The organism is Ruegeria sp. AM9, from assembly GCF_056540565.1.
On sequence record NZ_JBQFWY010000010.1, the window covers coordinates 1 to 11,525 of the forward strand.

Consider the following 11,525-nt stretch of genomic DNA (forward strand, 5'->3'; position numbering starts at 1 on the left):
CGCGGGCTTTGCCCGCGCTGCCGGGCCCAACGGGAGGAAAGGTCTTGCCAAAGACCTTGACGACGGGCGGGAGCATCCTCGGCCCTTGTGCCGCGCGGTTGGCATCCGTATTTAGGCGGCAAACCGATACACAGGAGAAAAACGATGCTCAAAGGACTCGGCGGTCTGGGCGACATGGCCAAGATGATGAAATCCGCGCAGGATTTGCAATCCAAGATGACCGAAATGCAGGAAGAGCTGAACAACCTTATGGTCGTCGGCGAATCCGGTGCTGGCCTCGTCAAGGCAACCGCCACCGCCAAGGGTGAACTCAAAGGTCTGGACATCGACCCGTCGATCTTCAACGGCGACGACAAGGAAGTGGTCGAGGACCTGATCCTGGCCGCTATCAAGGACGCGCAGACCAAGGCGGCCGAACGCTCGCAGGCCGAGATGGCAAAACTGACCGAAAGCATGGGTCTGCCCGCAGACATCAAACTGCCGTTCTGATACACACTCCTGACGGAATACCAGCCGGGCACCCCTGCCCGGCCCTTTTGCAGGAGCATCCCCGGTGAGTTCGAACAGCGATATCGACAACCTGATCGACCTGATGGCCAAGCTGCCGGGCCTCGGCCCGCGCTCGGCCCGCCGCGCGGTACTGCACCTGATCCGCAAACGCGCCCTGCTGCTGACGCCGCTATCGGATGCGATGCAGCAGGTTGCCATCACCGCCCGCGAATGCCTGAACTGCGGCAATGTCGGCACCACCGATATCTGCGACATCTGCGACAGTGAGGCCCGCGCGACCGGTGAGTTATGCGTCGTCGAGGACGTCGCCGACCTCTGGGCGATGGAACGCGCAGGCGTGTTCAAAGGCCGCTATCACGTTCTGGGCGGCACGTTGTCGGCACTCGACGGAGTTGGCCCGGACGAGCTGCGCATCCCCCGCCTCAAAGACCGGGTCATGGGCGAAGGGATCACTGAGATCATCCTTGCGCTGAACGCCACCGTCGATGGCCAGACCACCGCCCATTACATTGCCGATCAACTGGAGGGACAGGTCCGCCTGACCTCACTGGCGCAGGGCGTGCCTATTGGCGGAGAGTTGGATTATCTGGATGACGGGACGATTACGGCGGCGCTCAGGGCGCGGAAGGAGTTGTAGATTTTCCGCAACGCATTCTGAATATAGCATTTCTTCAGGTCGCAAACCCCAAATCTCACCCCTCGAGGAGGTAAAATACTGGAATTGCAGCAGTTGTGCCCTTAACCTTCCCTAAACAGCGTTTTTTCGGGGCAACCTTTGCTTATTCCATTTTCTGACCCGATTTGGTCCCGACTTTATGGTCCTTATGGCGTTCAAGATGTAGCTGGTGCTTTAGCCAAACTTGAAAAATCCTGGGACGCGGAAACCGCCATGGACCTTTTCTGGGAGCAGCTGCATCATCAGGAAGACCTGTACCCCGTGACATATGCCGCTTTTCCATGGCTCTGGGAATTCTCGGGCAGGGATTCAACGGATTCCAATGATGTGCTGGAATTCTTTTCGTTAACGATGAGTCGCGCAATATCTTCCTCAAAGGATCGAGACCACGTGAACTCAGGAAGAAGCTATAATGGCCTATCGCTGAAATTAAGCGACCATCAGCACAGTTGGTTACCCACCCCATCCCGCTTGACCAGCGAGGACATGAAAACTCTCGCTGCGCTGGAAGGATGGTATGCAGAAAATAGCGAAGGTATTGCGGAGGCATGTTTAGAAGTCGTCGGCGAGGCGGAGGACTACATCGCTGCAATATTGTCTTTGGGATTTGCGAGTCTCCACGGAGGTGAAGCAGCACCTACCATTGTTATGGCTTGGGGCGACAAACTCGGGCCTGATGACTTGTCTGAGATACTGAGAAACTATCCGTTGCAGCCTCGGGACATCTCAGCACTTTCCGAGCTTTCGATACGGCTGAGTTCGAAGAACGTTAAGCTGGCCTATTTCCTCAAGGAAATCGTCGACCCTTATCTTCCGTGTCAAAGAACTGAGAGTTTTCTATGAAACACAACCTCCTCGCCCTCGCCTTTACCGCCTTCACCGCCTTCACCGCCACCGCTGCCCTGTCTCAGGAACTCATCGACAAGGGCTTTGTCGAAGGCTGGAACATCATGATGGACCCCGCGCTTGGCAACGGGTGTCTGATCCAGACGGTGTATCAGGACCTCTCGGTGGTGCGCATCGGTTATGACGCGCTGGACAATCGCGGATATTTCGCCGTCTACAACAAGGCCTGGGGCGACATCGAACAAGGCAAAAGCTATCCGATCCGGTTCGAACTGGACGGCAAGAGCTTTGATGCCACCGCCATCGGGTTCAACCAGCGCGATGTGCCGGGGGCGACCGTGTTCTTCACCGACCGGAGTTTCGTCCAAGCGATCGCTCAGAACAAGACGATGACCGTTTACAACCCGGCGGGCGAAGTGGTGATGGCGATTGATCTCAAAGGCACCGCCAAGGCGCTGGAATACGCCCGCGAGTGCCAGAACCGGGAACTCTAACGAATCGGATCGAACAGCGCATCCTTGGCCGCGCAGTCGCGGATCACGTCCCGGCCACAGGGCACCGGTTCAAGGTCGCGCGACAGGCACAGGCGCACCTCTTCGATGTAGCCCTGATTGCAGGTGATTGTGATCATGTCCCGCTCCAGCGCGGGATTGGCTTTCAGAAAGGCCTCTTCCACCACCGAAGCGGGCAGTTTGACCGACGCGTCCAGCTTGCGAAACACAGGCGGACGCTGAACGCCCTCATAGGCCTGCCGCGACAGCGCAAAGTAGTCGGGCGCGCTGAGGCCGGAACAGGTGCCGTGTTTTTTCCATTGATGCCATGCCAATCCGGATGAGCCCTGAATATCGGCCATATCGCGGGTCATGCCGCGCGACGGCGGCGCCTCGGGCGTGCGGCAATAGGCGGGCCAACCCTGATGGTATTGCGGCCAGAGCCCGTGCAGGATCCACCCGTGATCGTGCCGCGCATCGCATTGGTCCGACCCGCGCGCATCACCTTCGCGGGCGCACCAGTTGGGCGACCAGCTGAGCGACAGGACGTAATAGTCGAACTCGCCTGCCTTTTCGCCATCGGCCAGCGCCACAATCGCGCCGAACACCCACAAAATCAGCCCCAAAACCGCGCAGCGCATTCGCCTCTTCCCTTCTTGCCGTGCCGCGACTATATAGGCCCCAAGTTCCCCGACAACGGAAACCTGCCCCAAGACCACGGGGCCGCCGAATTCCGGCGACGGGACAGATGTATTTATAGGAGACGGGCTGATGGCAAAACCGCTTATGGCCAAGGCAACAGCCGTATGGCTGGTGGACAACACCACGATCAGCTTCAAGCAGATCGCGGATTTCGTAGGCATGCACGAGCTTGAGGTGCAGGGCATCGCAGACGGTGACGTGGCCGCAGGCGTGAAAGGGTTTGACCCGATCGCCAACAACCAACTGACCCAGGAAGAGATCGACGCAGCGCAGAACAACCCGCTGCACAAGCTGAAGCTCAAGTTCAACGCCGCCGCTGCTGGCGAGGAAAAGCGCCGTGGCCCGCGTTACACGCCGCTGTCCAAGCGCCAAGACCGTCCTAACTCGATCCTGTGGCTGGTCAAGTTCCACCCCGAACTCAGCGATGGTCAGATCGCCAAGCTGGTCGGCACCACCAAGCCCACCATCCAGTCGATCCGCGAGCGGACCCACTGGAACATCTCCAACATGCAGCCGATTGACCCGGTGGCTCTGGGCCTGTGCAAACAGTCCGAACTGGACGCTATTGTGCAGAAAGCCGCCGCCAAGAAGGCCGCCGAAGGTGGCGTCATGAGCGATGACGAGCGCCGCAAACTGGTCTCGACCGAACAGTCGCTTGAAATGGACGCTGCACCCAAGATCCCGACCGCCATCGAAGGTCTGGAGACGTTCTCGCTGTCCGACGACCCGGCAGAAGAGGCCGAGGAAGAGCCGATCATCGACGCCGACAGCTTCTTCAACCTGCCCAAAGGCGGGGCCGAGGATGAAGACGAAGACGATCTGCGCCCCTGATGCACAGACAGCCCCGGTTCGATCAGACCGGGGCTTTTTGCGGAAATACCATGCTGACCATCCTGTCCAAATTCTTCGGCCCACACCGTGCCGTATCGATCTATGCCTTCCTGAAGACATGGGGCCTGCTGGTCGTGGCGGTTGTTGGTACGATCTCGATCGCAACGGCGCTTTTGGTGTTGAATGACAATGGTGCACACGAGCATGATTCGTTCATCACCGTCGCGGTTCTGTCTGCGACCCCGATCAATGGCGATCTCAGCAACGGCGTCGTCGCCTCGGTCCAGCTGCCGGATGGGTCTGCCACGTCGATTACATCGACCGAAGGCCGGGTGTCACAAACCGTTGGCACCAGCGCCTGCATCGAAAAACGGGTCTATGTGGAAAGCGGTGAGCCTCGGTATCGGTTCAAAATGCCGAGCCTTTGCGAGGCCAACCAATAAGCAAAACCGCCCGGTGGTCACACCGGGCGGTTTTTCCTTCAGATCATTTGAAACAGGATGCCCGCAATGATGGCGCCTGTGATCCCCAACCCCAGATAGGTTGCAAAGACCCGGGGTTTGACCAGCGACCAGACCGCCGCCATCGCCGGGATCGAACTGACCGCGCCTGCGATCATGAACGACATCGCCGCACCTGCGCTCATCCCCTGCTCCGTCAGCCCGGCCAACAGCGGCGGCGCGACATATGAGTTCAGATAAGCCGGCATCCCGACCAGCGCCGCAATCACGATGGGCACGATGCCTTCACCGCCGACCACACGGGCGATCAGGTCCGCCGGGACATAGCTGACCAGCAGCGCCTCGAGCACATAGGCCAGCGCCAGCCATTTCAGCAGGAACAGCCCGTTGTGAACAAACTCGGTCCGGAACCGCTGACGGCGTTCGGGTTCCTGCCAAAACCGCCAGACCGGTTTGTCATCCTGTTTCGGCCCGCATCCGCAACACCCTGCCGGTTTGTATTCGCGCAGGGGCTGGGCAAATGCACCCGAGCGCATCAGGCCCCGCACGACAAACCCTCCGAACAGCCCCAACGCAACGGCGGCAACGGCCTTGCCGATGGCAAAAGGCCACCCCAATGCGCCCGCCGTAATCAGCAAGGTCGGCGGGTCGATCAGCGGAGAACTGAGCCAGAACGCCATCACCGCTGACAGCGGCGCGCCCAATGCCAACAGCCCTGCGATGAACGGGATGACCTCGCAGGAACAGAACGGGGCCAACCCGCCGAACAGAGCCGCCAGCAGGATCATCCGCGTTTCGCGCCCTTCAAAGGCGCGCGCGACCATCACCTCGGCCCCGGTTGCCTTGAGGTAGGACAGCAGCAATACGGCAAACAGGATGTACTGGCCGGTGTGCGCCAGCGCCTTGCCGGCAAAGGTCACGACCTCGGTCCAGTTGCCAGGGTCCAGAACGGCGACAGCCGCCAGGATCGCCACGATCAGCGCCCAGGGGGTCTTGATCAGGTCCAGCGCGGTTCTGGCCGAAACCTTGGGGTTTTGTGTCAGCTCAGCCATCGTTCGCCGCCTTTCCCACTTCGTCCGCGCAGCATTCGGCAAGAATGAACTGCGCCAGATTTCTCAACTCGTCATAGCAGGCCCGGTTGATCGTGCTGCGCCCGACTTTCTCTTGTTCAACCACACCACCGGCGGCCAGAAACCGCAGGTGATGCGCCAGGGTCGACGGGGCGATCCCCGTCCGTTCCTGTATCTCGCCAACTGTCAGACCGGCCTGTCCGGCCCGGACCAGCGTTCTCAGAACCTTCAGCCGCGCCTCGGAGCCCATGGCCGAAAATCCTGCTGCAGCGGTTTCCCACATCTCGCTTACTCCATTAAACTAGATTTCTGGTTATTTAGTTTAATCAAGCCACAGGGTCAACCATCCGCATCACGAATTCTCGAGAATTGCTTAAGTCCAGATTGCTCACCCCATAAGTCCAATCTATAAGGGCCTATGGCAATATCGGTCGACACTTTCTTTCTTGAGCTGAACGGGCAAGGCACGCTGCAGGCGCAAATCCAGCAGATGATCGCCGAAGGCATCCTGTCCGGCAGGTTTCATGTCGGGGAAAAGCTGCCCTCGTCCCGCAAACTGGCTGCGCATCTGGGCGTCAGCCGGATCACGGTGACGCTGGCCTATACCGAGCTGCTGGCCAACGATTACCTGACGGCCAAAGGCCGGTCGGGGTATTATGTCTCGCAAAACGCGCCGGTGCCGCCGAAATACTCCCCTGTTCAGCGGGGCACTGAAACCGTGGATTGGGACGCAGCGCTGGCCCGGCGGTTCTCGGGGCGCGATGTGCTGTCGAAACCGGCCGACTGGCGCGACTATCGCTATCCGTTCATCTATGGACAGGCCGACCGCACCCTGTTCGATCATGCCAACTGGCGCCTGTGTGCCGTGCGGGCGCTGGGCCACAAGGATTTCGATTCCCTGACCGCCGATTACGTCGATCAGGACGACCCGCTGCTGGTCGAGTTCATCGCCCGCCACACCCTGCCCCGCCGCGGTATAGCCGCCCGCCCCGAAGAAATTCTGATCACCATGGGCGCGCAGAACGCGCTGTGGCTGGCGTCGCGCATCTTGCTGACCCACAACCGGACGGCAGTGATCGAAGACCCTTGTTATTACGCCCTGCGCAGTCTTTTGGAATGTTGGGATTGCGACGTCACCCCGCTGCCGGTTGATCGCGACGGGCTAACCCCGGATGCACTGCCCGAGGACACCGACGTCATCTTCACCACGCCCAGCCACCAAAGCCCGACGACCTCGACCATGCCGGTCGACCGCCGGCACAAGCTGCTGGAGAGGGCGCGTGAACTGGATGCGATGGTGGTCGAGGACGACTATGAGTTCGAAATGGCCTTTCTGGGCGCGCCGTCCCCTGCGTTGAAGTCGATGGATCGGGATGGGCGGGTGATCTATGTGGGCAGCTTCTCGAAATCGCTGTTTCCAGGATTGCGGCTTGGCTACATGGTCGGGTCCGAGCCGTTCATCCGCGAGGCGCGTGCACTGCGGTCTCTGGTATTGCGCCACCCCCCCGGCCATATCCAGCGTACGGCAGCCTATTTCCTGTCGCTGGGCCACTACGACGCGCAGATCAGGCGCATGTCCAAGGTTCTGGCGCAACGGCGCGAAGCATTGGACAGCGCCATCGAAGAGCACGGCCTGACCGTGGCCGGGCGTGGCATTCTGGGCGGGTCCTCGCTGTGGATGTCGGCCCCCGAACATATCGACACGGCGGGGCTGGCCCGCACCTTGCAAGGCCAAAGCGTTCATATCGAGCCCGGCGCGCCGTTCTTTTCCGGACCGGACCGTCCGCAGAATTTCTATCGCCTGGGCTATTCCTCGATCCCGCAGGACCGCATCGCGCCGGGTGTGACGCTGATCGCCGACGCCATTCGCGCCAGTTGAGACAATTCTGGACCTATTCCGCCGCAAATTCTGGCCCTAACGCCGCCGGGTCCCTTGCGCCTAAACCGTATTCAAACGTCGGGCTGATGGCCCGGCTCAACCTAGCTATGCGCGGAGAACAGTCAGATGAAAATGACCACGGAAGAGGCCTTTGTTAAGGTTCTGCAAATGCACGGGATCGAACATGCCTTTGGCATCATCGGTTCGGCCATGATGCCGATCTCGGATATTTTCGGGAAAGCTGGCATCACGTTCTGGGATTGCGCGCATGAAGGTTCGGGCGGGATGATGGCCGACGGCTACACCCGCGCCACCGGCAAGATGTCGATGATGATCGCGCAGAACGGCCCCGGCATCACCAACTTTGTCACCGCCGTGAAAACCGCCTATTGGAACCACACCCCGCTGCTGCTGGTCACACCGCAGGCCGCGAACAAGACCATGGGCCAGGGCGGTTTCCAGGAGATGGAGCAGATGCGCATGTTCGCGGACTGCGTCTGTTATCAGGAAGAAGTACGCGACCCGTCGCGGATGGCCGAAGTCCTCAGCCGCGTGATCACCAAAGCCAAGCGCGCCTCGGCCCCGGCGCAGATCAACGTGCCGCGTGATTTCTTCACTCAGGTCGTTGACATCGAACTGCCCGCCGTTGTCGATTTCGAGCTGCCCTCTGGCGGCGCCGCTGCCGTTACCGAAGCCGCCGCGCTGCTGTCGGGTGCCAAGAACCCGGTTATCCTGAACGGCGCCGGTACGGTTCTGTCTGCGGGCGGCATCGAAGCGTCGAAAGCACTGGCTGAGCGTTTGGGCGCCCCGGTGTGCGTCGGCTACCAGCACAACGACGCCTTCCCCGGCTCGCACCCGCTGTTTGCCGGTCCGCTGGGCTATAACGGCTCGAAAGCCGCGATGGAGCTGATCAAGGAGGCCGACGTTGTTCTGTGCCTCGGCACCCGTCTGAACCCGTTCTCGACCCTGCCCGGTTACGGTCTGGAATACTGGCCGACCGAGGCGAAGATCATTCAGGTCGACATCAACCCGGATCGCATCGGCCTGACCAAGACGGTCTCGGTCGGTATCGTTGGCGACGCGGCCACCGTTGCGACCAATATCCTGGCACAGCTTTCCGACACCGCAGGCGACGAAGGCCGCGACGCCCGCAAGGCGAAAATCGCGGAAACCAAGTCGCGTTGGGCGCAGGAGCTGACCTCGATGGACCACGAGCAGGACGATCCGGGCACCACCTGGAACGAACGCGCCCGTGCCGCCAAGCCCGACTGGATGAGCCCGCGCATGGCATGGCGCGCGATTCAATCCGCGCTGCCGAAAGAGGCGATCATCTCGTCCGACATTGGCAACAACTGCGCCATCGGCAACGCCTACCCGTCCTTTGAGGCAGGCCGCAAATACCTGGCCCCCGGCCTGTTCGGCCCCTGTGGCTATGGCCTGCCGTCGGTGATCGGCGCCAAGATCGGCTGTCCGGACACGCCCGTGGTTGGCTTTTCGGGCGATGGCGCCTTTGGCATCGCCGTGACCGAACTGACCGCGATCGGCCGCGACGAATGGCCCGCCGTGACCCAGATCGTCTTCCGCAACTACCAATGGGGTGCGGAAAAGCGGAACTCGACCCTGTGGTTTGACGACAACTTCGTCGGCACCGAGCTGGACACCAAGGTCTCTTACGCCGGTATCGCGCAGGCCTGTGGACTGAAAGGCGTCGTTGCCCGCACTCAGGACGAGCTGACCGCAGCCCTGAATCAGGCCATCGAGGATCAAAAGAACGGCATCACCACCCTGATCGAGGCCATGATCAACCAGGAACTGGGCGAGCCCTTCCGCCGTGACGCGATGAAGAGGCCTGTCGAGGTTGCCGGTATCAGCGCGGGCGACATGACCCCACAGGCCGGGGCCTAATCGGCGTGAAGCCTCTGCGCGCCATTCTCGGGACGGCAAGCGCCTCTGACAAGATCATCGCCCTGGCAGAGGGCGATGATCCCCGCGTTGTCGAAGGCGCGGTCATGGCTGTGAAAGAGAACGTCGCGCGGATCATCCTGATTGGCGACAAAGCCGAAGTTTCAGCCTTGTTGGAGGCCCACGAGGGCTACGATCCTGAACGGATCGAAATCCACGATCCTGCCAAATCTGAACTAACGCCCGATCTGACGCAGGCGCTGTACGAACGGCGCAAGCACAAGGGGATGACGCTGGAAGACGCGCGGCAGCAGATCACGGACCGGCTGACCTATGCCGCCATGCTGGTGCAGCAGGGCATTGCCGACGGCACTGTTGGCGGTGCGGTTGAAACCACATCCGACACCGTGCGCGCCGCGTTGCAGATCATCGGCACCGCGCCGGATGCGGCGATGGTCTCAAGCTTTTTCCTGATGCTGTTCTGCAAGGATCATCACGAGGTCAAAGGCGCCCGCATCTTTGCCGATTGCGGCCTGGTCGTTGACCCGGACGCACGGGAAATGGCCGAGATCGCCCGCGCGTCGGCCGCGTCTTACGAGACCCTGACCGGCGACACCGCGCGCGTTGCGATGTTGTCCTTTTCCACCTCTGGCAGCGCCGAACATGCCAAGGTTTCCAAGGTCGTCGAAGCCACGCATATCGCGCGCGAAAAGGACCCGGCGCTGCTGATCGACGGAGAGTTGCAGTTCGATGCAGCCTTTGTGCCCGAGATCGCGGCACAGAAGGCCACGGACTCGCCCCTGAAAGGTGAGGCGAATGTCTTTGTCTTTCCCAGCCTGAACGCCGGAAACCTGGGCTACAAGATCGCCCAGCGCATCGGCGGGGTCGAGGCGATCGGCCCGGTGTTGCAAGGGCTGGCCAAACCGGCAAACGACCTGTCGCGCGGCTGCTCCGCCGAAGACATTCTGCACATGATCGCCGTGACGACCGTGCAGGCTCAACACGCCAAATCCAAGCCGGAGACGCGTTGACCCTGCCACCTAACAACCCCGGCGGCCTGCCCGCCGTTACCGCAACTTTTTCCAGAAGGCCTGTCGGGTAGATGCTGGCAAAGACCGAATTTACGTCTCTTTTAGACGCAAACGCATCGCAGGCAATCCGCACCCTGTTTCCCGGCGTGCTGGTGGCAATGACCGTTGCCGTGACCGCCAAGTTCCTGTCAGAACACTACGCTACGCCTGCCATGCTGATGGCGCTGTTGCTGGGCATCGCGCTCAGCTTTCTGGGGGAAGAGGGCAAAACCGTTCCCGGCATCGGTTTTGCCGCGAAATCGCTGTTGCGTCTGGGCGTGGCGCTTTTGGGCGTGCGCGTATCGATGACGCTGATGATGGGTCTGGGTTGGGACCTGATCGCTTTGGTCGTTGGTGGCGTGCTGGCTACGATTGCTTTTGGCCTGCTGATCGCACGGTTCTTTGGCCATAAATGGCGCTTTGCCTTTCTGACCGCAGGGTCGGTTGCGATATGCGGGGCATCGGCGGCGATGGCGATCAGCGCCATCCTGCCCAAGGACGAACGGTCCGAGGAACGGCTGATCTTCACCGTTCTGGGCGTTACTGTGCTGTCGACCATCGCAATGATCGCCTATCCCATTCTGGTACGCATGCTGGGCATGAGCGACGTGGCAGGCGGCGTATTCCTGGGCGGCACGATCCACGACGTAGCGCAGGTGGTGGGCGCTGGATTCTCGATTTCGGAACAGACCGGCGACACCGCGACACTGGTAAAACTGTTCCGCGTGGCGATGCTGGCGCCGGTGGTTCTGGTCGCCTCGCTGATCATCCGTGGCGTCACCGACATGGACGAGGCGGGAAAGCGCCCCCCGATCCTGCCCAGCTTTGTGGTGGGCTTTCTGGTTCTGGCCGGGGCCAGCTCGTTCGGGCTGATCCCACCCTTCGTCTCGGACCTGCTCAGCCAGATCTCGCGTTGGTTGCTGCTGATCGCCATCGCCGCGGTCGGCATGAAGACCAACCTGAAACAGATCCTGTCGGTCGGCGGCGCTGCAATCGCCCTGATCGTCGTAGAAACTCTTTTCATTGCAGGAGTTATCCTCGCCGGAATAACATTCCTGACCTGATCCGCCGCCCCGACAGAAGGACG

At 60.9% G+C, this 11,525-nt stretch carries 13 protein-coding genes; 10 read left to right on the plus strand and 3 right to left on the minus strand.

The genetic code is table 11. The annotated features are described in order from the left end of the window. Positions 1 to 144: 144 nt before the first annotated feature. From ACR0DO_RS15400 to ACR0DO_RS15415, 4 genes are all read left to right on the plus strand, one after another. Positions 145 to 489, plus strand: coding sequence for a YbaB/EbfC family nucleoid-associated protein (locus ACR0DO_RS15400; protein ID WP_170446937.1), 345 nt, complete (start codon positions 145 to 147; stop codon positions 487 to 489). A 64-nt stretch (positions 490 to 553) separates the two neighbouring features. Continuing rightward, positions 554 to 1,147, plus strand: a complete 594-nt coding sequence (gene recR, locus ACR0DO_RS15405; RefSeq protein WP_170446939.1) for a recombination mediator RecR — start codon at positions 554 to 556, stop codon at positions 1,145 to 1,147. Between the two features lie 138 nt (positions 1,148 to 1,285). Beyond that, positions 1,286 to 2,029: a hypothetical protein gene (locus ACR0DO_RS15410; protein WP_480560017.1), complete on the plus strand. Its 744-nt coding sequence runs from the start codon at positions 1,286 to 1,288 to the stop codon at positions 2,027 to 2,029. Further along, positions 2,026 to 2,526, plus strand: coding sequence for a hypothetical protein (locus ACR0DO_RS15415; protein ID WP_480560019.1), 501 nt, complete (start codon positions 2,026 to 2,028; stop codon positions 2,524 to 2,526). The genes ACR0DO_RS15410 and ACR0DO_RS15415 overlap by 4 nt, the downstream gene beginning before the upstream one ends. Here the strand turns inward: ACR0DO_RS15415 and ACR0DO_RS15420 are convergent. Then, positions 2,523 to 3,164, minus strand: a complete 642-nt coding sequence (locus tag ACR0DO_RS15420; protein ID WP_480560021.1) for a ribonuclease T2 family protein — start codon at positions 3,162 to 3,164, stop codon at positions 2,523 to 2,525. The two genes, ACR0DO_RS15415 and ACR0DO_RS15420, sit on opposite strands and share 4 nt — an antisense overlap. Positions 3,165 to 3,294: 130 nt before the next feature. Between ACR0DO_RS15420 and ACR0DO_RS15425 the strand changes: the two genes are divergently transcribed. Together ACR0DO_RS15425 and ACR0DO_RS15430 are read left to right on the plus strand one after the other, a co-directional pair. Further along, complete coding sequence (locus ACR0DO_RS15425) at positions 3,295 to 4,056, plus strand: DUF1013 domain-containing protein (protein WP_170446947.1); 762 nt, start codon at positions 3,295 to 3,297, stop codon at positions 4,054 to 4,056. Then, on the plus strand, positions 4,056 to 4,499 hold the full coding sequence (locus tag ACR0DO_RS15430; protein ID WP_480560023.1) for a hypothetical protein: 444 nt from the start codon (positions 4,056 to 4,058) through the stop codon (positions 4,497 to 4,499). The genes ACR0DO_RS15425 and ACR0DO_RS15430 overlap by 1 nt, the downstream gene beginning before the upstream one ends. A 38-nt stretch (positions 4,500 to 4,537) precedes the next feature. Here the strand turns inward: ACR0DO_RS15430 and ACR0DO_RS15435 are convergent, their stop codons facing one another. Beyond that, positions 4,538 to 5,569 carry a permease gene (locus ACR0DO_RS15435; RefSeq protein WP_480560025.1) on the minus strand — a complete coding sequence of 344 codons (1,032 nt, stop codon included), beginning with the start codon at positions 5,567 to 5,569 and terminating at the stop codon, positions 4,538 to 4,540. Next, complete coding sequence (locus ACR0DO_RS15440) at positions 5,562 to 5,870, minus strand: ArsR/SmtB family transcription factor (protein ID WP_058283064.1); 309 nt, start codon at positions 5,868 to 5,870, stop codon at positions 5,562 to 5,564. Before ACR0DO_RS15440 ends, ACR0DO_RS15435 begins: the two co-directional genes overlap by 8 nt. Before the next feature lie 135 nt (positions 5,871 to 6,005). On the opposite strand from ACR0DO_RS15440, the gene pdxR reads away from it, so the two are divergent. The 4 genes from pdxR to ACR0DO_RS15460 all read left to right on the plus strand — a co-directional run bounded on the left by pdxR (position 6,006) and on the right by ACR0DO_RS15460 (position 11,502). Beyond that, complete coding sequence (gene pdxR / locus ACR0DO_RS15445; RefSeq protein ID WP_480560027.1) at positions 6,006 to 7,466, plus strand: MocR-like pyridoxine biosynthesis transcription factor PdxR; 1,461 nt, start codon at positions 6,006 to 6,008, stop codon at positions 7,464 to 7,466. 126 nt (positions 7,467 to 7,592) lie between these two features. Beyond that, entirely contained in the window at positions 7,593 to 9,371 is a 1,779-nt protein-coding gene (gene xsc / locus ACR0DO_RS15450; RefSeq protein ID WP_480560029.1) for a sulfoacetaldehyde acetyltransferase, read from the plus strand. A 5-nt stretch (positions 9,372 to 9,376) separates the two neighbouring features. Beyond that, the gene (pta, locus tag ACR0DO_RS15455; protein ID WP_480560031.1) at positions 9,377 to 10,399 is read left to right on the plus strand and encodes a phosphate acetyltransferase; all 1,023 of its coding nucleotides are present in this window, start codon (positions 9,377 to 9,379) and stop codon (positions 10,397 to 10,399) included. 71 nt (positions 10,400 to 10,470) lie between these two features. After that, positions 10,471 to 11,502: a YeiH family protein gene (locus tag ACR0DO_RS15460; protein WP_480560033.1), complete on the plus strand. Its 1,032-nt coding sequence runs from the start codon at positions 10,471 to 10,473 to the stop codon at positions 11,500 to 11,502. Positions 11,503 to 11,525: the final 23 nt, after the last annotated feature.

Excerpts from the sequence above, each read along its gene's own strand:
- ACR0DO_RS15400 (WP_170446937.1), top strand. The coding sequence starts at position 145 with ATGCTCAAAGGACTCGGCGGTCTGGGCGACATGGCCAAGATGATGAAA.
- ACR0DO_RS15415 (WP_480560019.1), top strand. The coding sequence starts at position 2,026 with ATGAAACACAACCTCCTCGCCCTCGCCTTTACCGCCTTCACCGCCTTC.
- ACR0DO_RS15420 (WP_480560021.1), bottom strand. The coding sequence starts at position 3,164 with ATGCGCTGCGCGGTTTTGGGGCTGATTTTGTGGGTGTTCGGCGCGATT.
- ACR0DO_RS15425 (WP_170446947.1), top strand. The coding sequence starts at position 3,295 with ATGGCAAAACCGCTTATGGCCAAGGCAACAGCCGTATGGCTGGTGGAC.
- ACR0DO_RS15430 (WP_480560023.1), top strand. The coding sequence starts at position 4,056 with ATGCACAGACAGCCCCGGTTCGATCAGACCGGGGCTTTTTGCGGAAAT.
- ACR0DO_RS15435 (WP_480560025.1), bottom strand. The coding sequence starts at position 5,569 with ATGGCTGAGCTGACACAAAACCCCAAGGTTTCGGCCAGAACCGCGCTG.
- ACR0DO_RS15440 (WP_058283064.1), bottom strand. The coding sequence starts at position 5,870 with ATGTGGGAAACCGCTGCAGCAGGATTTTCGGCCATGGGCTCCGAGGCG.
- pdxR (WP_480560027.1), top strand. The coding sequence starts at position 6,006 with ATGGCAATATCGGTCGACACTTTCTTTCTTGAGCTGAACGGGCAAGGC.
- xsc (WP_480560029.1), top strand. The coding sequence starts at position 7,593 with ATGAAAATGACCACGGAAGAGGCCTTTGTTAAGGTTCTGCAAATGCAC.
- ACR0DO_RS15460 (WP_480560033.1), top strand. The coding sequence starts at position 10,471 with ATGCTGGCAAAGACCGAATTTACGTCTCTTTTAGACGCAAACGCATCG.